General features: G+C 32.8%; 16 protein-coding genes. 10 read left to right on the plus strand and 6 right to left on the minus strand.

All coding sequences use genetic code 11. The features are described 5' to 3' along the window. Positions 1–389: 389 nt before the first annotated feature. The 3 genes from HN894_08220 to HN894_08230 are packed head-to-tail and all read right to left on the minus strand — an operon-like array spanning position 390 to position 3,498. Positions 390–2,363, minus strand: a complete 1,974-nt coding sequence (locus HN894_08220) for a tetratricopeptide repeat protein (protein MBT7143310.1) — start codon at positions 2,361–2,363, stop codon at positions 390–392. A 2-nt stretch (positions 2,364–2,365) separates the two neighbouring features. After that, positions 2,366–2,773 (minus strand): DUF2304 domain-containing protein, encoded by a 408-nt coding sequence (locus HN894_08225; protein MBT7143311.1) that lies wholly within the window; start codon positions 2,771–2,773, stop codon positions 2,366–2,368. Next, on the minus strand, positions 2,773–3,498 hold the full coding sequence (locus HN894_08230) for a glycosyltransferase family 2 protein (protein MBT7143312.1): 726 nt from the start codon (positions 3,496–3,498) through the stop codon (positions 2,773–2,775). The genes HN894_08225 and HN894_08230 overlap by 1 nt, the downstream gene beginning before the upstream one ends. Positions 3,499–4,181: 683 nt before the next feature. On the opposite strand from HN894_08230, the gene HN894_08235 reads away from it, so the two are divergent. The 6 genes from HN894_08235 to HN894_08260 all read left to right on the plus strand — a co-directional run bounded on the left by HN894_08235 (position 4,182) and on the right by HN894_08260 (position 15,965). Beyond that, positions 4,182–9,731 carry a hypothetical protein gene (locus HN894_08235; GenBank protein ID MBT7143313.1) on the plus strand — a complete coding sequence of 1,850 codons (5,550 nt, stop codon included), beginning with the start codon at positions 4,182–4,184 and terminating at the stop codon, positions 9,729–9,731. Between the two features lie 32 nt (positions 9,732–9,763). Further along, complete coding sequence (gene pbpC / locus HN894_08240; protein MBT7143314.1) at positions 9,764–12,130, plus strand: penicillin-binding protein 1C; 2,367 nt, start codon at positions 9,764–9,766, stop codon at positions 12,128–12,130. Between the two features lie 168 nt (positions 12,131–12,298). Continuing rightward, the gene (locus HN894_08245; protein MBT7143315.1) at positions 12,299–13,153 is read left to right on the plus strand and encodes a hypothetical protein; all 855 of its coding nucleotides are present in this window, start codon (positions 12,299–12,301) and stop codon (positions 13,151–13,153) included. 1 nt (position 13,154) lies between these two features. Further along, positions 13,155–14,084: a site-specific DNA-methyltransferase gene (locus HN894_08250; GenBank protein ID MBT7143316.1), complete on the plus strand. Its 930-nt coding sequence runs from the start codon at positions 13,155–13,157 to the stop codon at positions 14,082–14,084. 129 nt (positions 14,085–14,213) lie between these two features. Beyond that, positions 14,214–14,783, plus strand: a complete 570-nt coding sequence (locus HN894_08255) for a threonylcarbamoyl-AMP synthase (GenBank protein MBT7143317.1) — start codon at positions 14,214–14,216, stop codon at positions 14,781–14,783. A 57-nt stretch (positions 14,784–14,840) separates the two neighbouring features. Further along, a complete protein-coding gene (locus HN894_08260; protein MBT7143318.1) occupies positions 14,841–15,965 on the plus strand; it encodes a DNA polymerase III subunit delta in 1,125 nt (374 codons plus the stop codon). A gap of 72 nt (positions 15,966–16,037) precedes the next feature. Here HN894_08260 and HN894_08265 read toward each other — a convergent pair whose 3' ends face one another. Next, positions 16,038–17,819 carry a hypothetical protein gene (locus HN894_08265; GenBank protein ID MBT7143319.1) on the minus strand — a complete coding sequence of 594 codons (1,782 nt, stop codon included), beginning with the start codon at positions 17,817–17,819 and terminating at the stop codon, positions 16,038–16,040. A 969-nt stretch (positions 17,820–18,788) separates the two neighbouring features. On the opposite strand from HN894_08265, the gene HN894_08270 reads away from it, so the two are divergent. The 4 genes from HN894_08270 (at position 18,789) to HN894_08285 (ending at position 22,287) form a co-directional block, all read left to right on the plus strand. Next, positions 18,789–20,000, plus strand: a complete 1,212-nt coding sequence (locus tag HN894_08270) for a hypothetical protein (GenBank protein ID MBT7143320.1) — start codon at positions 18,789–18,791, stop codon at positions 19,998–20,000. Positions 20,001–20,017: 17 nt separating this feature from the next. After that, the gene (locus HN894_08275) at positions 20,018–20,482 is read left to right on the plus strand and encodes a gliding motility lipoprotein GldH (GenBank protein ID MBT7143321.1); all 465 of its coding nucleotides are present in this window, start codon (positions 20,018–20,020) and stop codon (positions 20,480–20,482) included. 74 nt (positions 20,483–20,556) lie between these two features. Beyond that, positions 20,557–21,585 (plus strand): type I asparaginase, encoded by a 1,029-nt coding sequence (locus HN894_08280; protein MBT7143322.1) that lies wholly within the window; start codon positions 20,557–20,559, stop codon positions 21,583–21,585. A 42-nt stretch (positions 21,586–21,627) separates the two neighbouring features. Next, the gene (locus tag HN894_08285) at positions 21,628–22,287 is read left to right on the plus strand and encodes a class I SAM-dependent methyltransferase (GenBank protein ID MBT7143323.1); all 660 of its coding nucleotides are present in this window, start codon (positions 21,628–21,630) and stop codon (positions 22,285–22,287) included. A 19-nt stretch (positions 22,288–22,306) separates the two neighbouring features. On the opposite strand, the gene HN894_08290 is transcribed toward HN894_08285, so the two are convergent. Together HN894_08290 and HN894_08295 are read right to left on the minus strand one after the other, a co-directional pair. Then, a complete protein-coding gene (locus tag HN894_08290) occupies positions 22,307–24,403 on the minus strand; it encodes a carboxy terminal-processing peptidase (GenBank protein MBT7143324.1) in 2,097 nt (698 codons plus the stop codon). 228 nt (positions 24,404–24,631) lie between these two features. Further along, the gene (locus HN894_08295) at positions 24,632–25,111 is read right to left on the minus strand and encodes a hypothetical protein (protein ID MBT7143325.1); all 480 of its coding nucleotides are present in this window, start codon (positions 25,109–25,111) and stop codon (positions 24,632–24,634) included. Positions 25,112–25,305: the final 194 nt, after the last annotated feature.

The raw sequence follows: 25,305 nt of genomic DNA on the forward strand, positions 1-25,305 counted from the left end.
ATAGAATCAGTTATTTATGATAAATGTGGTTCATCTGAGTAAAACTAAAAAAATAGCAAGAAAAATAAATTTTAGCCTAAATCATATTTCTCTAAACTTCAGCTACATAAAGAGTTCTTTTTTTTCTTGCGGAATTGCTGGTAATTGTTTTTTATTTATTGTTTACATACCTTTAGTTGGGTTATAATCAATAAAAAACTAATAGAGAAAGAATTTCTACATTAATAATGAATTATTCAGGTTAAAACTATTTTATAAATATTTCTATTTATGCGAATTCAGAATGTTGAAATTGGCACAATTGGGTTTTTACATATATCTATGTTTTAGGGCAATATCAAAATGCAATTTGGTTTAAATCGGGATTAATAGAAATAAAGAATAGTTTATTATTTATTTCTCAAAATCTTTTTAGTCATAGTATAGTATTGCTGAGCAGTTTGATTTCGAGGATCAATTTTTAGAGCTTGCGAATAAAAATCGTAGGCTTTTTCATAATCCTCTTTATAAAAATAGCATGTTCCCATGTCAATGTATGGATTTATTAGATTTGGTTTTTTTTCAATTGCTTTCGTAAATGCCTCAATTGCCAAGTCGAATTGTTTCAAACGTAAATGCGAAAGTCCAAGACTGGATAAGAACACTGCATTGTTTGGTGCAATTCTTAATCGTTTATTATTGAATTTAATAGCATTTTCAAAGTCTCCTATTTTATAAAAAGAAACGCAAAGATTTTGCAAAACTGACATATTTTTACGCTCAATTTCGTGAGCCATCAAAAACTGACGAATTGCCAAACGATATTCGCCTTGTTTCATAAGAATGCTACCAAAGTTGTTCATTGCACGTGTGGCTTTGTCATCAAATCTGATTGCCCTTTTATAGTTAAAAATAGCAAGTGTAGTATCACCGGTTTGCTCGTGGCAAACTCCAATTATATAAAAAGCATGTCCGTTTTCCGGATTAAGATAAGCTGCTCTTTCAGCATTTTTTAGTGCAGCTGCATAATTTTTGTCGTCTAAATATATTTTAGCCAAATTATGAAACGGACGTGGTTTATTGGGCGATTTTTCAGTAATATCTATCCACAAAGAATGTTGATTTTGCCACACTTTGTTTCTACTATATGTTTTAACACTTAAAAGAATTATTATTATGCTTAGAAAAACAATTTGAAATTGCATTTTCTTTCTAAAGAAATATTTCAAAAATAATACTGATACAGTAAGGGCAAATCCAAACATTGGTAGATAAAGTCTATGTTCAAAAATCACATCTCGAATAGGAATAATACTTGACTCAACAGAAAGAGTAAGAAAAATCCATATTACACCAAAAGAAAAGACTGGTTCTTTCTTACGGAAAACTATTGCCAGACTAAGCAAAGCAAGAATAAAAATTATACTTAAAATCTCCTTCCAGCCCCAGATTGTATGCGAAACTTCAAAATAATAATCAACATTCAGTTGAATTGGGAATATCAACAATTGAAAATATTTAACAATAACTCTCGATTGAGTGATAAGATAATCTATACGCGAAATACTATCTGTTTCTTTAGGAATGAGACCTGCAAAAATCGCAAACAAAATTGCTGCAATTATCGGAATAGACGCATAGATTAAATATTTGTTGAATGGTTTTCCATCTCCGTTTCTCACGAAAAAGAATTCATAAAAAAGAATTGTTAATGGAATAGTTATGGCAATTTGCTTAGACAGAAGCGAGAATAATGCGGAAACAAAAGTTATGAAATATAAAAAATATGCTTTACTAAGTTTTCCTGAAATATGATTTTTTCTGCCAACTGCATACAGAAGAATCGATAAAATATAAAACATTGCCGATAGCGAAGTCATTCGCTGAACTATGTATGTAACTCCTTGCGTTTGAATAGGATGACTAACAAATAGTAAAGCTGCAAACAGAGCTGCTATATTGTAAAATCTTATATTCTCGTATGTTTTCTTCCCCGATGCAGACATAAAAATCATTTTTGCAAGAAAAAAAACGAAAATGGCAGAAAGCAAGTGTATAACAAAATTAAAAATGTGATATCCTAAAACATTATATTCCCCAAAATAATAATTAATGGCAAATGTAAAATATGCAAGAGGTCGCATGTTAATATTAGTCCATTCCGAAATTGAAGCAAATTGTGAAATGTCGTTAACTCGTGTTTTTACTTCAATTTGCAGAATATCGTCAAACTGCATTTCTGCATCAAATGAATTTGAGTATATCAGAAATCCTAACAATATCGTAATGGATACAGCAATCCAGCTAAAATTTTTGACAAACTTGGGCTGAACAGATTCGGGTTTTGTTGTTTTTTGAGATTTTGGTTTCATAAGTTTTTCCAAATTCAATGGTTTGATGTTTTTTTTTTATCTATATTTAAATTTTCGATTTTACTCTTAATGCTTTTAAGTTCCATTTTAAGCAGTCCAACTTCTTGAGTAAGGTTTTTATTTCTGTCTGAAAGTCTTGAGATGATGACTGAAAATTCAATCAAAATTAAGAAAAAAGCCAGCATAAAAAGCATGAACATTGCAGCAGGAGGATACGATATTCCGACAATTCCAGCTACAAAATCAAGTCCTGATCGCCAAACTGAAAAAACAATAAATACTACCCCAAAAAAAAGCCACAAAAGCGAAAACTCCTCTTTTATTCTCTTTTTCCTGATTAACAACAGGAGTGCCACAAACATTAAAATGCTAGATGCAATAGCAACTGCCTGAATTTTCTGAAAAACATAATAGCTTAGCATTATTTCTTTTTTATTTGTTTCGAACGGATAGATGCCATAAACATCGCAACAATTACTTTAATCATATAATACGGACCTCGTGCAGCAGAAATGGATGACACGCCGCCCTGCCGTTTAAACATTTGAGTAAATTCTTCTTTTATTTTAAATCCATTTCGTCCAAGCAAAATAATAACTTCTGGTTCCGGATAATCTACCGGATAATTATCCTTTAAAAATGCAATGGTTTTTTTATTAAAAGCTCGAAATCCGGAGGTGTGGTCTGTTATTCTCTGGCGTATTAGAAAATAACTAAAAAACTCGAAGATTTTAATTCCTATTCTTCTCAGTGGCTGAGTTTTATATCCTTTATATTCTTTATTAAATCTTGAACCAATGGCAATATCTGCTTCGTTGTTTACAACAATATTCAAAATTTTTTCAACTTCATTTACCTGATGTTGTCCATCGCCATCGAATTGTAATGCGTAGTCGTATTTTTTTTCGAAAGCATATTTAAATCCTGTTTGTACGGCTGCTCCAATACCTAAATTGTATGGCAAATTTACGACACTAACAAGGCCTGTCTCTTCGGCAAGAGTTCCTGTTTCATCAGACGATCCGTCATTAACTATAATAATATCCCATTGATCGTTAAACGACTTTAAAGATTTTATCAATTGAGTAATGGTGGAGGCTTCGTTGTATGCTGGTATTATTATTAATACTTTTTCTTGCAAAATCAAAAATTTGGAATTTTTAAATTATTTGTTCCGAAATTATAAATTTTAGGTTTTACTTAGAAATATTTCAATTGTTTCATAAAACTTGCGAAAAAACAGAATTAGCTCACAGCTTCGCCACGTCAGTCCCATTTATTAATGAGAAAAACCATTCAAATTATTACTTCATATTCATTAATAGAGCACAAAGAATTTATACAAACTTAAATAAAATATTTAGGAAAAATGTAAATACTAAGTTAAAATTTACCAATATGTACAATGGGAAAAATACATCATCAATAGAATTTTTCTGCAATTTCAAAATAATCCATAGAAAATTAATTTTATTAAGTCTGAACCATACAACATTTTAAAGTATTTCATCACTATTTTCTCTTTCAATTTGTTCAGTAAATTTAGCACCTGAAAATTAAGTTTTCTAAATTATTTTAATTTTCTAAATGCAGAATAATGCCTACTTTTGTTAAAATGAAAATCGGTCGAAAAATTGAAATTTTTAACAATAATTTTAAAAATATTTCTGTTGAATTAGTTGATAAAAAATTTGTCCTACTTAAAATAATCTTCAATTTTTCTGAAAACCCGAGAAATAAAATGACAAATAATATCAATAAAACTGGTTTTAATTAATTGAGAAAAAATTTAAATTGATATATTCATAAACTTCCAACCAAAAAAACATTATGAAAAAAAAGACTATTTTCATCCTCATTATCGCTATTTTTGGGATTGCTGCTATAACTACTTTTCTATTAAGAACAAAAAAGCAGATTCCTCCACCAATAAAAATTGATTCCGGTTTTAGCAATTATATATCGGGATATACCGGAGGAATTGTTTCAGTGAAATCGAACATACGAATAAAACTGGCTTCACCTGTCGATTTTCAAATAGAATCAGGAGCAGAAATTGATGACAAGTTTTTCGATTTCGATCCTGAATTAAAAGGAAAATCATATTGGATTGACGATAGAACAATTGAGTTTAGGCCTGAACAATTGTTGCCCTACGGAACATTATATGAATCAGCATTTTGGATAGAAAAAATAAAAGATACTCCTGAAGAATACAGCAAATTTGAGTTTCAGTTTCAAACAAGTCATCAACAATTTTCAATAAAAAATACTATTCTCAAACCGTACTCAAATAAGAATCTAAGCGACAATCAGTTTAAATTGACTATTTCGAGCAGCGACTATATCGAAATTGAAACTTTAGAAAGAATTACAATTGCCGAGTACAAAGGAAAATCTAAAGAGCTCAAGTGGAAGCACGATAATATCAAACGATTGCATACAATTATAGCAGAAAATATTACAAGAGAAGAAAAAGACGGAAAACTGAAATTGTTGATAAAAGGAAACGAGATTGGAATTGAAGACACTGAGGAAATTATTGAAATTCCTTCGATTAACAGTTTTAGGCTAATGCAAATGGTTGTAATTCAGCAACCAGACCAACATATACTTTTACGTTTTAGCGATCCTATATACAAGTCGCAGGATTTGCGAGGGCTAATTCGAATAAAAGGTGAGAAAGATTTGAGTTTCAGTATTAATGGTAGCGAAATAATTGCATACACGCCATCACGATTTACCGGAACGAAAGAGGTAATTGTTGAGGCAGGAATAATGAACACAAACTCATATAAAACACCTAAAAAAATAGAACAAGAATTAACTTTCGAAGCAATCAAACCACAAGTGCGATTGATTGGAAATGGAGTAATAATGCCAAATTCAGATGGATTAAAATTTCCTTTTGAGGCAGTAAACCTTTCGGCAATAGATGTAAAAATTGTGAAGATTTTTGAAGATAATATTGCACAATTTTTACAAGTAAATCAGCTCGACGGAGATTATCAACTCAAACGAGTAGGCAGATTAATTTTAAAGAAAAAAATAGAACTTATTTCTCAAAATGTAATTGACTATGGCCAGTGGAATGCTTTTTCAATAGAGCTTTCAGACCTGATTAAAGCCGATCCGGGTGCCATCTACAAAGTAGAGCTAAGTTTTAAAAAGCAATATTCTTTATATCCATGTGCCGAATCGCATGAGGACACCGAAGACGAGATAGAACAATGGGACGATTCTGATGAGAAAGAACAAACATATTGGGACTCAGCCGAAGACTATTATGATTATGACTATTATTATTATAGCAGACGTGAACGTGAAAATCCTTGTCACATAGCATATTATAGAAATAAAAAAGTTTCCAGAAATGTTCTGGCATCCGATTTAGGAATTATTGCAAAATCAGGAACAAATAAAAAATTACAAATTGCAGTGAACGATTTGAACTCTACAAAACCTTTAAATGGTGTTCAGGTTGAAGTTTATAATTATCAACAACAACTCATAAATAGCAAGAAAACAGACAATGAAGGATTAGTTTCAATCAGCTTCGACCAAAAACCATTTTTATTGATTGCAAAAAAAGGCAACCAGCGTGGCTATCTAAAACTTAACGATGGTTCTTCCCTTTCGTTAAGCAAATTCGATGTATCAGGAAAAGTTGTACAGAAAGGGATAAAAGGATACATTTATGGCGAAAGAGGTGTTTGGCGTCCGGGCGATTCTTTGTTTGTTAGCTTCATTTTGGAAGATGAAGAAAAAACACTTCCCGAACATCACCCTGTCATTTTCGAATTATACGATCCTAATGTGCAAATAGTAAAACGATTAGTAAGTACGAATGGCATAAATGGTTTTTATACTTTCGAAATAGCAACCGATGCCGATGCTCAGACTGGAACGTGGAGTGCAAAAATTAGAGTTGGTGGTGTAGAGTTTAACAAATCGCTTCGCATTGAGGCAGTTAAGCCAAATCGCTTGAAAATAAATATTGATTTTGGTACTGAAAAACTCACAGCCAAAAGTAGTAATGTTGCTGGAAATTTGAATGTTAAATGGCTGCATGGAGCAATAGCAAAAAACTTAAAAGCACAGGTCGATGTAAAACTTAGCGAGATAAAAACCAAATTCGACCGTTTCAAAGATTATATTTTTGATGATCCTGCCTCTTCTTTTGAGACCGAAGAATTTACCATTTTCGATGAAAGAATTGATAGTGATGGAAATGCAAAAATTCATGCAAAATTCGATATTGGCAACAATACTTCAGGGATGTTAAAAGCCACTTTTCTTACACGTGTTTTTGAAGAAGGTGGCGAATTTAGTATCGACAAATTCTCAATACCTTATGCTCCTTTCAACTATTATGTTGGTCTGAAAACTCCGAAAGGAGACAAACTCAGAGGAATGCTTCTGACTGATGAAAAACAAAAAGTTGAAGTAGTTACTGTAGATGCCAACGGCAAGCCTGTTTCACGAAAAAACCTGAAAGTAAATATCTACAAAGTTCATTGGCGCTGGTGGTGGGCATCCGGAACCGATAATCTTGCATCATATATTGGAACAAGCCGATATACACCAGTTTTCACAGAAAATGTATCAACTGATAAAAATGGTATTGGCGATTTTAGTTTCGAAATAAAATATCCTGAATGGGGACGCTATCTAATTAGAATAAATGACAATTCTGGACATATTTGCGGAAAAACTGTTTATGTAGATTGGCCCGGCTGGGCAGGTCGTGGTCAGCGAGAAAATCCTGGAGGTGCAAGCATGCTAATGTTTTCTGCCGAAAAGAAAAAATATAATGTCGGCGAAAGTGCAAAAATTTCGTTCCCAAGCAGTAAAGACGGACGTGCTTTGGTAAGCTTAGAAAATGGAACTCGTGTGATCAATACATTTTGGGTAGAAACCAATGATAAAGAAACATCCTTCGAATTTAAGCTAACAGAGGAAATGACACCTAATATTTATGTAAATATTACATTGGTTCAGCCTCATAATCAAACTATTAACGATTTGCCGATACGTCTCTACGGTGTCATTCCACTATTTGTTGAAGACCTTGAAACTCGTTTGACACCTGTCATTGAAATGCCAAAAGAACTTCGATCAGAACAGAAATTCAAAATCGATGTTAATGAACAAAACGGAAAAGCAATGACATACACTCTTGCCATTGTTGACGAAGGATTACTCGATCTTACACGTTTCAAAACGCCCGATCCCTGGAACACATTTTATGCCCGCGAAGCACTTGGCGTGAAAACCTGGGATATGTTCGATATGGTTCTGGGTGCTTATGGCGGAAAAATTCAGCAGGTTTTTGCAATAGGAGGAGACGAAGATATCATCAATAAAGATAAAAAGAAAGCCAACAGATTTAAACCCGTAGTTACATTTCTTGGTCCATTTGAGCTAAAAAGAAACAAAACTAACACCCACAATATTCAACTTCCAAAATATATTGGAGCTGTCAGAACAATGATAGTTGCAGGAAATGAGGGAGCTTACGGATTCGACAACAAATCTACCCAAGTGAAAAACCCATTGATGCTTCTCGCTACTATGCCACGTGTAGCTGGGCCTAATGAGCAAATCAAACTTCCCGTTACTTTATTTGCAATGGACGAAAAAATTAAAAAGGTTAATATTTCCGTAGAAACAAATGAGTTTTTTGAAATTATTGGAAACCACGAAAAAACAATAAATATTACTGAAATTGGAGAATCTGATTTAAGTTTCGATTTACAAGTAGCAAAAAATTTAGGGATAGGAAAAGTGAAGATTGTAGCTATTTCAGGAAATGAAAAAGCCGAATATGAAATTGAAATGGATATTCGGGCATCAAATCCACCAATTACTGAAACCTATTCTTCCATTATCAAAGCTGGAGAAAGTTGGGAAACAGATGCAAAAGTTTTTGGTATAGAAGGAACAAACAGTGCTACCCTTGAAATTTCCAATATGCCGCCAATTGATTTCGGTCGCCGCTTAAAATATTTGCTCAGATATCCTCATGGCTGCATAGAGCAAACCACCTCAGCTGCTTTTCCTCAACTATATTTATCTTCAGTTTTGGAAGTGGACGATGAAATGAAAAATATGATTGAAATAAATATACATGCTGCATTAGAACGCATACTTTCGTTTCAAATTCCTCAAGGTGGTTATAGCTATTGGCCCGGAGGAAATAAGGCAAGTGGATGGGGCACGAGCTATGCAGGGCATTTCATTCTCGAAGCCGAAAAAAAGGGATATACTTTACCAATTGGATTAAAAGAAAACTGGTTATCGTACCAAAAGCGCATTGCCAGAAATTGGTCGTTCGATAACAAAAACTGGTCATGGCTCGATCAGGCATATCGATTATATACCCTTGCCTTGGCGGGAAAGGCAGAAATCGGAGCTATGAATCGCCTGCGCGAACAAACACACTTGAGCAAACAGGCAAAATGGCGTCTGGCAGCGGCATATACTTTAGCAGGAAAAGAAAATATTGCAAATTCAATGCTTGAAACTCTATCCTGGGAAATTGAAGATTATCGTGAGCTTTCATATACCTATGGCTCAACAATCCGCGATTATGCTATGATTTTGGAAACATATTCTTTATTAAAAAAGCAAAATGAAGCAATCCCACTAATGGAAAAAATTTCAAGCAAATTAAGCTCACAGCAATGGCTTAGCACTCAGGAAACTGCATATTGCTTAATGGCTATGGCAAAATTTGCTGACGATGCAGAATTGACTGACAAAAATCTTGAATTTAGCTTTAGTTTCTTTAGTGAAAAGGACGAAATAAGAACCGATAAATCAATTAAACAATTTCAAAAGAAAATATCGGGAGTTGAAAGTTTCAAATCGAAAGTTGAAAACAAGGGAAATTCAATTTTATATGTAAATTTGTCTGTGGAAGGAACTCCGCTTGAAAATACATTAGCACCTGAAAACAATAATCTTTCAATGAAAATTGAATATCGAACAATTGATGGTAAAAATATAGACATTGGCTCTATAACTCAGGGTACAGATTTTAAAGCAATTGTAACTTTAAAAAATCCCGGAACGTTTGGTAATTATCGGGAAATGGCAATTACTCAGATTTTTCCATCTGGTTGGGAAATTCACAATACCCGAATGTTTGATGTTGGCTCTACTCAAGAAATTGACAAGCCAGATTATCAGGATATTCGAGACGACAGGATTTATACATATTTTGATTTAAAATCTAGTGGAGTAAAATCTTTTGTTGTTTTACTAAATGCAGCTTACGTTGGGAAATACTATTTGCCAACTGTTTATTGCGAAGCAATGTACGACAATAGGATTAATTCACGAACTACAGGACAATGGGTTAAAGTTGTGAAATAGAGTATCTGGATTATGAATTATTATATTAAAAAATGCTGTCAGAATTTCTGAAAAGAAAGAAAGTAAAATGGATTGCCATATTGGTATTCATTTTACTTTTTTATATTACAATTCCTATTCCAGAAATTGACAATCCCACATCTACGGTTATAGAATCTTCCGAGGGGAAACTAATGGGAGCAAAAATTGCCGCCGACGGACAGTGGCGTTTTCCCGGGCTCGATAGTATTCCAAAAAAAATGGATGCCTGCATCAGACTTTTTGAGGACGAATATTTTTATTATCATCCCGGAATAAATCCAATTTCGCTTTTTCGTGCTTTCAGACTAAATTTAAAAGCAGGCGAAATTGTAAGTGGAGGAAGCACCATCACTATGCAATTGCTTCGGATTGCCTGCGGAAACAAAGAGCGGAGCTATTTTCAAAAGCTATATGAAATTATTTTATCAACAAAATATGAATTATGGAATTCTAAGGAAAACATACTGAAAATCTATCTTGACAATGCTCCTTTTGGTGGAAATGTGGTAGGTCTCGAAGCGGCATGTTGGAGATACTATACCCGTTCTCCTTTTCAGTTGTCATGGGCAGAAACCGCTACACTTGCCGTTTTGCCAAATGCACCTTCCTTAATTTATCCCGGCAAAGCTCAAAATCAACTTCTGAAAAAACGTAATCGTTTGCTTAAAAAACTATACAAAAAACAGTATATAGATTCTCTCGATTACGAATTGGCATTGCTTGAACCAATTCCTGAAAAACCACATAGATTGCCTAGATTATCTCCACATTTATTAGAAAAATTTGCATTAGAATTCAAAGGAAAACGCTTGCATTCGTCTTTGCAATTTAGTTTGCAAACCAAACTTACGGGAATTATAAATAAACATCACAAAAATTTGATATTCAATCAAATATATAATGCAGCAGCAATTATTATTAACAATAGAACAAAAAAGGTAATTGCATATGTAGGTAATACTAAAAACAAAGAATCTGAGCACGGCAGCGATGTGGACATTATAAGTTCTCCGAGAAGTACCGGAAGCATTCTGAAACCTCTGCTATTTGCAGCTATGATTACTGATGGATATTTGCTGCCGGATATGCTCATAGCCGATGTCCCTACACAAATGCAGGGATATTCACCAAAAAATTATAATTTGACATACGATGGTGCAGTTCCTGCCAAAAAGGCTTTGTCGCGTTCCCTAAATATTCCGGCGATACGATTATTGCAAAAATACGGAGTTGAGAAATTTTTAGAATACTTACATAAAATGCAATATTCACACATAAACCAATCTGCCGAATATTATGGTTTATCGCTTATTCTGGGCGGTGCAGAAGCCAGTTTGTGGGATTTGGCAAACGCATATTCAAACATGGCAAATGTTGTTTCGAATTACTCTCAAAATAGCAGCCAATATAGCCAGGACAACTGGGAAAAATGCGATTATTATTTTTCTAAAACAAAAAAGCCGAATATAAGTTTGAACCATGAGTATAGCATATTTTCCGCTTCAGCTATATTTTCTACTTTTCAGGCTTTATTGGAAGTAAATCGTCCTGAAACCGAAACAGGCTGGGAAATGTTTAGCTCGTCGCGCCGAATTGCCTGGAAAACAGGAACAAGTTTTGGGTTTCGAGATGCCTGGGCAATTGGCGTAACACCGGAATACACTGTTGGGGTTTGGGTAGGAAATGCCGATGGAGAAGGCCGCCCGGGTTTGATTGGAGTTTCTGCAGCAGCACCAATCATGTTTGAGATTTACGATAAACTTCCTGTTACAGTTTGGTTTGAAACACCCTATGATGATATGAAACTCCTGCCTGTTTGCAAGGAAAGTGGATTCATCTCATCAACAGTTTGCGAAAATGTTGATACAATTTTGGTTTCTGCCCAAACAAATAAGACCGGTATTTGTCCCTTTCACAAAATTATTCACCTCGATTCTACTGGAATGTATCGTGTAAACTCAAAATGTTATCCTCAACAAAATATGAACCATAAACCATGGTTCGTTTTGCCCCCAAGTTGGGAATGGTACTTTCGAACAAAAAATCCATTTTACAGAAAATTGCCCCCATACAGTCCCGACTGCATAGGTGTAAGTTCTATTGATATGATGGAGTTTTTGTACCCCGGAGAATCCAGAAATATTTATGTTCCAAAAGATATTGATGAAAGATTAAGTGAAGTGGTTTTTAAGATCGTACATCGTGAACCGAATACTAAAGTTTTTTGGCATTTAGATAACGAATTTATTGGCACAACCGAACATTTCCATGAAATAGGAATACAACCTGAGAAAGGAAAACATACAATGACAGTTGTTGATGAATATGGAAATTCAATTTCAAAAAGATTTTTTATTGTTGATAAAAATCAGAAATGAAAATGGCAATGGATAACTTTCCAACAGAAAAACACAAAATGAAAATTCCCTATTTTTGCATAATTATATATACTTTGTTTTGTTGAAGAATATACAACAGAAAACAAAATAGATTTAGTAAACACCGTTTTAATAAGTACTTTTGTATTTTAAATCTATGAATTAGTTATGACATTTTGGGATACAGAGATTGAAAAGAAATATTTTACTGAAGCAATGAAAAATTTTGCTTCACCGGAACAATTATTTTATAAATTAACCGATGGATATTTTGCATACGTCCCAAAGGGAAAAACTACAGAAGGACAAACTTTACAAAGCAGAAATTCACTAATTGGACAATATACTGAAAAATGGAGTAAAGACTTTTTTCAACCAATTGCTGAAAGTTTAGGGATATTTGCAGTCAATGGTGTTGTTTGTCCTGAACTTGGATTAACAACCCAAAGTGATGCTGATTTAGCATTTTGCACAACAAATGAAACTCTCCAAAAACCAGAAAATATAAAATTGCTCTTTGAAATTAAAATGAGTATTGTAAATAACTACAAATTTGAAAATGACCAAGTAAAATTTGTAGGAGACTACAAAAAACATAAAGGTAATCCTTCAATTCTTCGTTCGGATTCGATGTTGAAAGCAATTGGAAAATCTATAAATATTAGAGTTTCTGGAACAGAATCAACAAAAATTCCAATTATCATTCTTGGAAATAGCCCAATAACAAAAAACTACTTACAAAAAGTGGATTTCTTGAAAAAGGCGGGAATTATACAAAGTTTTATTTCCTTATATCCAAATCCCACAAATGACTTTATTAAAAATAGTATTAACAAAGGTTTTCAAACATTCAATGAATATCAAGATTTAAGCAATTACATTTCAGAAGTAGTTAATTCCGACTTGAATTTCTTTTCTTCAATGTTGCCTAAAAGAAAATTAGGACAAATTATTACTGTATCTTCAAAAGAAAAAGATGATATTTTGAAAGCAACGAAGTTTTTAAGTTTAATAAATGATTAGAATGGGGGAAAAGGAAACTACATATCAAAGAAAAAAGGGCACAGAATCAAGTTCGTTTGGAACAATTGGTAGAATAAATCACGATTCATCCAAATTCTATGATTCTAAATTATACAAAGAAATATCAAACAAAATACAAGTCAGCAAAGAGACTAACTCGTTTCCTGAAAAATTGCTAAACTCAACAATATTTGGTTCGGCAGAAAATATGTCAATGATTCCAGACAATTCACTGCATTTAATGATTACTTCACCTCCTTATAATGTTTCAAAAGAATATGATGAAGATTTGTCGTTGACAGAATATTTAAAAATGCTGAAAAGTGTTTTTGAAGAAACGTATCGAGTTTTGGTAAATGGAGGTCGAGCATGTGTTAACGTTGCAAATCTTGGGAGAAAACCTTACATTCCGCTCTCAGATTATATTTCTAAAATTATGATTGAGATTGGTTTTAATATGCGTGGTGAGATAATTTGGAATAAGGCAGCAAGTGCAAGTCCTTCAACTGCTTGGGGCAGTTGGATGTCTGCTTCTAATCCAATTTTAAGAGATATTCACGAGTATATTTTAATATTTTCAAAAGGAGATTATAAAAGAGACCGTAATAGAAACGAGAAAGAAACAAAGCAAAACTCAATTTCGAGAGATGAATTTATGGAATGGACAAAATCTATTTGGACATTCAATGCTGAATCAGCAAGAAGAGTAGGTCATCCTGCACCATTTCCACTTGACTTACCTCATAGATTGATGCAACTTTATTCTTTTAAGACAGACATTATTTTGGACCCATTTATGGGTAGTGGTAGTACTGCCGTAGCTGCTTTAAAAAGTGAAAGAAAATTTGTAGGATTTGAAATTAGTCAAAAATATATTGAACTTACAAAAATGAGAATTGCCCCTTTTGAAAATATGTTGAATATTTCTTGAAAATGGGAAACACCTTTCAATCAAAAATGTCGTGAATTTTATTGATAGTCTATATTATGAATAGGTTAGCATTATAACAAATCCAAAATCCCCTATTTATGCATAATTAATTATTTTCTGATAAAGCAAATGAACATAAAAAATGAAATAGACAAAGCAGTTTCGGTACTAAAAGCCGGTGGTACCATTTTATACCCAACAGACACAATTTGGGGTATCGGTTGCGATGCTACAAATCAGGCAGCAGTGAAAAAGATTTTTGAAATAAAACAAAGGCAAGACACAAGAAGTATGCTCGTTTTGCTCGACAATGAAGTTAAACTTCAAACCTACGTAAAAGAAGTTCCAGAAATTGCCTGGGAGCTCATTGATGTTTCTGAAAATCCTCTTACGATTATTTATCCAGATGCAAAAAATCTAGCATCAAATTTAATAAACGAGGATAAAAGTATCGGAATTCGTATTGTTAATGATGAATTTTGCAGTCATTTGATTAGAAAATTTAAGAAACCCATAGTTTCTACTTCGGCAAATATTTCGGGAAAACCATCGCCTGAAAATTTCCATTCAATTGAAGATGAAATAAAAAATGCGGTCGATTTAATAGTTAATCATAGCAAAAACGATTTAAGGAAAAGAAAGCCCTCAAGCATAATAAAAGTTGGAGTAAATTCAGAAATAAAAATTCTTAGACAATGAGAATTGATATTTTCCTTTTCTTTACAAAAGTATTTTTAATAGTAAGTTAATGAAACTATGCAGTTTAAAGAAATTATAGGTCAGGAAAGCATAAAAAACCGATTGATTAGGTCGGTTGAAGAAAACCGAGTGAGTCATTCTCAACTATTTTTCGGACCCGAAGGATCAGGGAAATTGGCACTTGCGGTGGCTTTTGCTCAGTATATTTCCTGCACCAATAGAACTGAAAACGACTCGTGTGGCCTATGTTTATCTTGCCGAAAATTTCAAAAACTAGTACATCCCGACCTTCATTTTGCTTTTCCAATTTTTAAGAAAAAAGCAAATGACGAGCCTGTTTGCAATGATTTTATCAAAGAATGGCGAGAAATATTTATAGAAAACCCATATTTCAGCCTGAATAATTGGTATAAAAAAATCAAAATAGAAAATAAGCAAGGCGTAATTTACAAAAAAGAAGGAAATGAAATAATCAGAAAACTGAATTTCAAGGCATTTGAATCGGAATATAAAATAATGATTATTTGGCTGCCCGAAAAAATGCAAAATACAAGCGTTGGTTTATTACTGAAAATTATTGAGGAACCGCCACCAAAAACACTTTTTGTTCTTGTTTCGGAAAATACAGACCAAATTATTAAGACAATTTTATCGAGAACTCAATTAATCAAAATTCCTAAAATTGATGATTCAAGCCTTTTGCAAAAGCTAAAATCGAAATTTGAAGTAGATGAAAATAAACTGTCAAATATTCTGCATCTTGCAAATGGCAACTACACCAAGGCTCTTAGTCTTTTCGAAGAAAACGAAGAAAATAAATTCAACTTAGAACAGTTCATTGCACTTTTTCGGATGTGTTACACTAAGGAAATGCTAAAAATTGATAGTTGGGTTGACGAAATTGCAAGCATAGGTAGAGAAAAGCAATTATCTTTTCTGAAATATTCCTTGAAAATGATTCGTGAAAATTTTATCTTAAATTTCAATAAGCCTAAGATAAATTATTTGACGAACGAAGAGAACGACTTTTCCGCGAAATTTTCTCCATTCATAAATAATGATAACATCAGCGAAATAAATGACCAAATAAATAATACACATTTTCATATAGAAAGAAATGGCAATGCAAAAATTATTTTCTTCGATTTGGCTGTTCAGCTTGCTATTTTGATAAAAAAGTGAAAATTCTATTGCAAATAATTTTGAAATAAAAAAGCCTGCGCTATTGCATTTCGTCCTTTCAGGAATTCTTTTCTATTGTGAAGGCGTGTAGGTGAAATATATAGCATTCGCCAGTTTCATCTGATAGCCTTCGCCGGGTGCCATATTTCCAATATTATTGATGCTGTACAATGGCCAAAAAACATTTCCCAAATCGTCTTTTACAAGTTCAATTTCTGAACTTATTGAACCTAAATATGTTTCTAATGGTGAAATTGTATCTAATAAAAACCCAATTAAACTCCAGCCGGCAGGATATTGAATAATCTCATTTTCAGGAACAATTTGCTCACCGGAAACCTGCAATGTATTCTGATTGCTCATTTTTATCTGGTAGCCCATTCCTATAGTAAAGCTATCAATATTGTTGATATTATACTGCGGCCAATAAACCATTCCTACCCCATCTTTCACTATTATAACATCACTAACAATTGTTGAAAAAATATTTTCTATATCATTATTCATAGGTTCGATATATGTAGAAATCATACTCCAGCCCGAAACTAAAGAAATATTTTGGCTTTGGCTTTGTGTTTGGGCTGAGGGGAGGGTGGCTTTGGCGAAGATAAATTGATTACCACTTGTAATAAGTGTATCTGCACTAAAAACATAGATTCCACTGTTAAAACCCTCTACAAAAAAAAGCAATTCTCCATTTTGATTAATTTGTAGATCATTAATAGTATAAGAAGATCCTGTAACTATTAAGTTTTCTGCCCATTGGAAGGTTCCATCACTATCATACATTGCCAAATAACCGCCAAATGGAATATTTATAGAATCAATATAAACATTTCCTGAAGAACCAAGATAATTATAGATATTATCATTCTGATCAATTGAAAATAAAGAACTAACAGAGGAGCCCGAAATATTAATCCCACTTTTTGCCCAAATTACATTTGCATTTGAAGAATTAATTTTTGCCATAAGAAAATCAAAACCATAGTTTGCATCGTTTGTAAATATTTGGCTACCAATTGTAATTGTTGGAGAATAAAACCAACCAATACAAAATAAATCACCAGAATAAAATACTCCTATTTCGCTTATATGAAAATCAGGATAATGTTGTTGCCAAACAATATTTCCCTGATAAATTTTGTAAACAGAATAATCCCAAGCGATATATACATTACCATTATTGTCGTATATAGATGATTGTGTGCCAATATTTGGATTATAGTTGTTGTTTAAACTTTGTAGTTCAACGACCCACTCAACATTGCCCATCGAATCAAACTGTACAGCAAAAGCATGAATGGTGTCCTGCATAGGATAATATATATTACTAATATTTAATGCTGTACCTCCATAAAACATTCCTGCAACACAAACTGAATTATTATCAGCAACAGAAATTGAGATTATTGCAGCATCCGATGTTGTTGAATTGCTGGCAAAGTATTTTGACCATAAAAGATTGCCATTACTATCCGCTTTACGAAGATGACTGCCTATATAAGAATTGGATGAAGAATAGTAGTTATTTTGCTGATCGAAAACAAAATTGTATCCACCGGTCATATCCGGAATTAACAAATTGCCATTTATGTCAACTTTTGATGTCAAATGAAGGTTATTGGAACTGCCAGCATAACATTGAGGACATGATATTGTAGTATCAGCAAAAACAGGACTTGCCAAATATTCTGCCATCATTATTAAATCATCATTATTATCGAAGGCGCTTGAATAGTAATAAGCATGGCATCCAAAATTTGTAGCACTTTGCCACTGAATATTTTGAGAATAAATTGAGTAGCTGATTAAGCTTAGAAAAGCTATTGTAAATATATTTTTAAGTCTCATAATCATAAAATTTAAATTAATAGTTTGTAACAAATCAGTGCATGACAATAAATTGTAACATGCTAAACTAAAGCAAAATAAATATTATAACCACAAAGATCGCCATGTAAATCGCAATGTTTCGCAAAGAAAAAATACTCATTAACTTAGCGTTCTTTGCGCTTAAAATAAATTTCACAACAATCATAGATTCAACACTTTAGACACACTGATTTGTTATAATAGTTTTTGTTAATTGGTGGTAGATTTTTTGGTTTGAAAAGCCTCAAAATATTCCCACATTTCAAGGCATGGTTTTATTAATTTGTTTCCCCCAGATAAAAAATGTCGCATAAAAAGAAATAGTTTTTCACTTGTAACTATTAGTAGTAAAACATTAACAATTTTCTGAAATCAGTTTTATTTTTTTCAAAGTCGGTCAATAGCCAATAATTCGGTTTTTAGTATTTATATTGGCTTTGAAAAACTTTCATAAAACTAATTTTTTGCTAAAGTTAAATTTGTTTTCGTATTAAAACAAATTTTTCAAAAGAAAACGAACTTTTTTTCAACATTTTGATAATGGGGACTTCTAAAAATATCAAATTTCAAGGCGTAAGAAATTTCAAAACCGCAGTTTACTATTGTAAATGAGGATTTTGAAACAACGAAGAAATTTGCATTTATAGAAGTCCCCTAAACTGTTAAAATTCAGAATGCAATAACATGTAAAAACGCAAATCGGACTTTTAACCTTTTTCAAATTCAATTTACCTTTAGATGACATAAAAGGTTATTTTCATGAAACTTTCGAAGGAGTTTGTTTCCTAAGGTTTTCGAAGAACAGCCTATGATAATGCAATTTAGCATTTTAGCTTACAAATAGCTATCACCAAAACATTTCTCTTCAGTACCTCAAAATAAGATTTAGCCCAAATTTCAAAATCTCAAAAATTCATAATTTTATGTAGTTTTGCATTTATTGAAAAAATGAATAGAGATGAAATTATGATAAGTGAAGGGAAAATTTCGAGGGGATGTACAAAAGTAGATTTTGAAGATTTGGCCAGACCGGTACACACTTCAGACGGTTGTTGCAAATTAAATGTCGAGAACTGGCTGAAAGACCTACCACAAAGTGCAAAAGTATGTAATATAGTAGAAGTTAGATTTAAAAATACAAGAAAAGAATTTTATTCAAATATTAATAATATTCCTCTTAGAAACGGCGATATAATTGCTGTGGAAGCCTCGCCGGGACACGATATTGGGATTGTATCGCTTGTTGGAGATTTGGTTTATCTTCAATTAAAGAAAAATGGAATTTCTTTAGATTCTGAGTTTAAGCGAATTTATCGGAAAGCAAAAATTTTGGATGTAGAAAAATGGGAACTTGCAATAGAGTCGGAAATTCCAACTATGCTAAAAGCCCGAAAACTTGCCGAAGAATTGAAGCTAAACATGAAAATTGGCGATGTAGAATTTCAAGGCGACAAAACCAAAGCAATATTTTATTATATTGCTGAAGAACGAGTCGATTTTCGTGCTTTAATAAGAATTTTGGCCGATACTTTCAGAATTAGAATTGAAATGCGACAAATTGGTGCCAGACAAGAAGCCGGCAGAATTGGCGGAATAGGACCTTGTGGGCGAGAATTATGTTGTGCTACTCATATCAAATCTTTCGTTTCGGTTTCGACTAATTCGGCCAGAAATCAAGAGCTTTCTCTCAATCCACAGAAATTAGCAGGCCAATGTGGTAAATTGAAGTGCTGCTTAAACTTCGAGATAGATTGTTATATTGATGCTCAAAAAGATTTTCCTTCTTCGACTATTGAGTTAAAATCTAAAAACGGAACGGCATTTCATGTAAAAACCGAAATTTATAAAAAAATCCTTTGGTATTCTTACGATAAAGAACACGCTTTTAATGCTATTCCGCTTCCGCTCGAAAGAGTAAGAGAAATAATAAAACTGAATTCAAAAGGAGTAATTCCTGATGAGTTGTCTGAAAAAAATCCGGTAAACATGTTTAATGTAGTTGGATATGAAGATACCGTTGGGCAAGAGAGTTTAACTCGTTTCGACGATAAGGAAAAAGCAAAGAAAAAGAAAAAACCTAATCGCCATAGGTCAAAAAACGGTAATAGCGAAAAACAACATAAACCCAAAAAGGAAAATAATAGAAAGGAAAATAAATAAATATTGTAATATTCTTAATGAAAAAAATTGTTATAATAATTGGAATTCTTTCAGTTTTTTTATGTTCCTGCGACACAAAAAAAGTGTTTGAAGAAAACATAAAAATCGAAAAAGGAATTTGGGACAACCAAAAAAAAGCAACTTTTGAAGTATTAATCTCAGATACTTTGGCTGTTCATAATGTTTTTGTAAACATCCGAAATACAGACTTATATCAATATAGCAACATTTATCTTTTCATAAAGACAAGTTCTCCGGATGGCTATTTTCTGAGAGATACCTTTGATTGCGTTTTGGCAGACCTAAGCGGAAAATGGCTTGGCGATGGTATGGGAGATATTTGGGACAATCAAATTTTGTATAAAAAAAACGTTCGGTTTCCTGTTGCTGGAATTTATACTTTCGAATTTGAACAGGCCATGCGCATGAGGCATTTGCCCTTTATTATGGATATTGGTTTAAGGGTAGAAACTATTGACTAACAGTTAGTTCTATGATGTATTTCCTCTGTAATTCGAGGTGAGTCAGTTTAAATGATTTATTTTAAAACACAAAAATGCAAAAACCCTCAGTCTTGATAATTTACACCGGCGGAACCATTGGAATGCTTAGAAGTGAGAAAAATAACTCGCTTGTACCATTCGATTTCGACCATATTTTGAAACAGGTTCCCGAATTGAAAAATTTCGACTACAATCTGTCAACTTATACTTTCGACCCAGTAGTCGATTCCTCAAATGTGAATCCAAAAACTTGGATTAAACTGACGAAAATTCTTAAAGAAAATTATAATAAACATGATGGCTTTGTAATCTTACATGGAACCGATACAATGTCATTTTCCGCTTCTGCTCTTAGTTTTATGCTCGAAAATCAACACAAACCCGTTATTTTTACAGGCTCACAATTGCCAATAGGAACTCTACGAACAGATGGAAAGGAAAATTTGATTACAGCTATTGAAATTGCAGCCGCTCGTCAGAATGGACAGGCCTTAGTGCCAGAAGTTTGTATTTATTTTGAAAATCAACTGTTTAGAGGAAATAGAACTACAAAATACAGTGCCGAATATTTTGATGCATACCAGTCTGATAATTATCCTAAATTAGCAAAAGTTGGAATAAATATCAAATATAATCATTCTGTAATTCACTATCCTACAGTGAAACGCGATATTAAAATTTACACTAAAATGGATGAAAATATTGCTGTTCTAAAGGTTTTTCCCGGCATTTCTAAAAATGTTGTAAGTTCAATTTTAAATATCTCGGGGCTCAAAGCTCTTGTTCTTGAAACTTTTGGATCAGGCAATGCTCCATCAAGCAATTGGTTTGTAAACGAGATAAAAAAAGCAGTAGATAAAGGAATAATTATTTTAAATGTAACACAATGTAGTGCAGGAAGTGTAAATATGGGTTTATACGAAACAAGTATTGCATTGTCTGATGCAGGAGTTGTGAGCGGTTACGACATTACTACCGAAGCCGCATTATGCAAACTCATGTTTTTGTTTGGAAATAAAAAAAACAAGCAAGAAATTATAAGTTGTCTCAACAAATCAATCAGTGGCGAAATTACAGTATAATTTGCTTTCTTGACAAAATGTTTAAATAAATATCAGAAAATTATGAAAAGAATCCTCGAACCTGAACTAATGGAAAATGAAGAACAAACACTTGCATACAGTAATGCAGACTTTGCTTTCTCGAACCATTCATTTATAGATTACATAATTGAAAATTCAAAAATAAAAACTGGAAATATTTTAGATTTAGGTTGCGGTCCCGGCGATTTGGATATTGAATTGACAAAAAAACTTCCGGATGTGCAAATTTTTGCTATTGACGGATCAGCCCAAATGGTAGATTTAGCAACACAAAAAATAGCAAAACATAATTTAACGGATAGGGTTGAAATATTACAAGACATATTGCCAAATTTGAATTTGCCAGAAGGAAAATTCGATCTGATTATTTCAAAAGACCTTTTGCATCATATCCCAAGCCCTAATGATTTTTGGGCTGAGATAAACCGATTGGCAAACAACCACACCCAAATTTATGTTATGGATTTAATTCGCCCGGATTCTATCGATAAAGCTAAGAAAATTGTGGAATCAATTTCGGCAAGTGAACCAGAGGTTTTGCAGGAAGATTTCTACAATTCATTGTTGGCAGCCTTTACTTTTGATGAAGTAAAAGAACAAATGGAAAGGGCAAATCTCAACTATCAAATTGATAATTTGGGAGATAGGCATTTCATAGCTAAATGTAAAAAAATGAATTGATGAATAAATATTATAAAAACTACTCATCAATCATATCCTGCATAACAGAAACAGCCTCGAACAAGTAAGCATCTTTTTGAAGATTTTCGTAATATGCAGAAATTATATCCATTTTTGCAGAATCTGTAGCCAAACCAAAAGTATCGGCAGGAACGGAGAACACTTCCAAACCCGTTGGTTTTTTCATTGTTTCTTTATAAACTGTTGCTTCATTATTAATTTTTGCTCGTTCTTTTTGATACTTTTCCAGATTTAAGCTTCTAATTGAGTTTTTTCGTTGAATTTCTAATCTCTGTGCATTTGAATCTGCAATTTTGAATTTTTCACTCTTCTTAATACGTTTCTTGCTGTTTTTCTGAAGTATTTTCAATTCGTTGTTTAAATCAGCAGTATTGTATTCTAAAGGCTCAATTTTTGTCCATTCCATAGGAAAATCGAGCTCTTTTTCGCCATATTCAATATATTTGTAATTGTCGGGCAAAACAATATCTGGCACAACACCTTTCAGTTGGGTTGTACCTCCATTTATGCGATAAAATTTCTGAATAGTAAGTTTCATTGCACCGAGAGGTTTTATATCGTTCAGCTTTGGTGGTAAAAGATGATCAAAATTTATCATCTTTTGCACTGTTCCTTTTCCGAATGTCGATGATGTTCCAATTATCACAGCACGCTTGTAATCTTGCATTGCGGCTGCTAAAATTTCTGAAGCCGATGCACTATGAGAATTAACCATGATAATCAAAGGTGCATCATACATAGTTGTAGAATCTTCGTCAGAAAGAATTATTGGTTTGCCAACTCTGGCTTTCACTTGAACTATCGGGCCCTGTTCAATAAACAAACCTGCAATTTTTACAACATCCATTAGCGAGCCACCGCCGTTATTACGCAAATCTAAAATTAATCCTTCGACATTTTCGTCCATTAATTTTTCGATTTCAACTTTCATATCGTCAGTGCAATTGGCAGAACCTTGCTTATTAAAATCTGCATAAAATTTCGGAAGTTTTATATAACCAATTTTCTTCTCGCTATTGATAATTGATGATTTTGCATAGGTTTCTTCTAAAATTACAACATCGCGGATAATCGGAATTACAACAATAGAAGCATCTACTTTTTTCACTGTCAGCCTGACTTCTGTGCCTTTTTTCCCTCGAATAAATTCTACTGCTTTGTCGAGTCGCATATCAACCACATCGAGAGGTTCGCCATCGGCCTGAGCAACTTTTAAAATTATATCGCCTACCTCTAATTCTCCTTGTTTCCAGGAAGCACTGCCCGGAACAATTCTTTGTACTTTTATATAACCATCAATTTCGCTTAGGGTTGCACCAATACCTTCGAATTGCCCCGACATTGAAATGTCAAAATTCTCTTTGTCTTTTGGTGGAAAAAAAACCGAATGCGGATCGTATGTTGTTGTGAATGAGACTAAATATAAACTTCTTCTATCTTTTTGTTCTATCTTTTTTAAGCGTCTGAAATAATTATCGAAGGTATTTTTAACTTTTTCGCGCGAAGCAAATTCCAAACTGTCGAAACTTTGAATTTTGATGCTCGTGTCATTGTCAGCAATGGCTTTTTCCTGAGTTTTTATTTTATCGGCAAGATGAGCAAGTGTGCGATATTTAAGATATTTTTTCCAGTTTAGCTTTAACTCATCAGACGAATTTGCATATTCAATTTTTTCCGGATCGGTCTCCAAAGTTTCATCTGTTTCAAAATTAAAAGGTTTAGATAAAATTTCTTGGTAAAAATGCTCGACTTCTCCTATCCTTTGTTCGATTATATTATTCGAAAGATTAAAAAATTCGTAGCTTCTTTGTTTTATTTGGTCATCTAATTGATTTTCAAAACGATAAAGTTGGTCGAAATCTGACTTCAACAAAAAGCGCTTGCTATAGTCAAGTCGTTTCATATACAGAGAAAACATCTTTTGCGAAAACTTATCATCTAAATTTACTTCTAAAAAATGACTTCTTTCCAATCCCTGATGTATAATATCTATTAAGACTTTATTTCTTTTATCGTCCGTATCGCTTGTTGCTCCTATTAGAAACAAAAATATTACAAGGAACGAAACCAACATTTTTATAATTCTATAATTCATATCTTCAATTTTTCAATAAACCTCTATTAAACAATAAAATTAATCAAAATATTGTTACTTGGATAAAACTGTGAAATTTTCTTTTGCTTAATGAAGCGCTAAGTACGAGATCCGTACGCTTAGTGGTACTTCGACAGGCTCAGTAGAGCTGTGAGAGGTGCACTGGTAGTTATTTTGCCATCAGCCGCCTACTCTATTAGGTGCTTTTATTAAAAAAAATTATTTAATTCAAAATGGTGGTGTCCCTGTATCAAATGAATGTGAATAAAGAATTGTATCACCACTTACCACATTTGTGTAGATGTAGCGATTGTGAATATCTTTATATTTTGATTTTGAAACAGTCCTCTTTATTTTATAAATATATTTTGATTCAAGAATTGAATAAATCCTTACATCATTCATTTCAATACAATTGCGTATCACTCTTTTTATAGGACTTCTTGTCCAATACGCATCTGTTATATCTAAATCAACTGTGTCATTTTTGAAAGCACAAGAGTCTGGAAGGTTAATAAACCGTTCTAACAAGTCATTTCCAATACTATCACTAATCGATATAATATAATCCCCCTTTTTAAAATGGCTATCTAAAGTCAAATCTAACGAAGTAAGCCTTATTATTTTTGTTTTAGTCTTATCTCTAATGTCTCGATTAACCGAACAAGCGATTATTGTGAAAACGAATAAAATCAAGCTCCATTTCATAATTTTATTGAGTGTTATTATTTTCAATCGAATACGTTTTATTTTAATTGCACCTAACCCAAGTTGAGAACAATATTTTATATCTGCCTACATATGAGCATATTACGTTCATAGGATTCGTTTTTCGGGTACTACGGATTTTGTAATTTCAATATTTTCAACGAACTAAATTTCAAGTTGCAAAGTTAACAAAA

The organism is Bacteroidota bacterium, assembly GCA_018692315.1.
Classification (GTDB): Bacteria; Bacteroidota; Bacteroidia; order Bacteroidales; family JABHKC01; genus JABHKC01.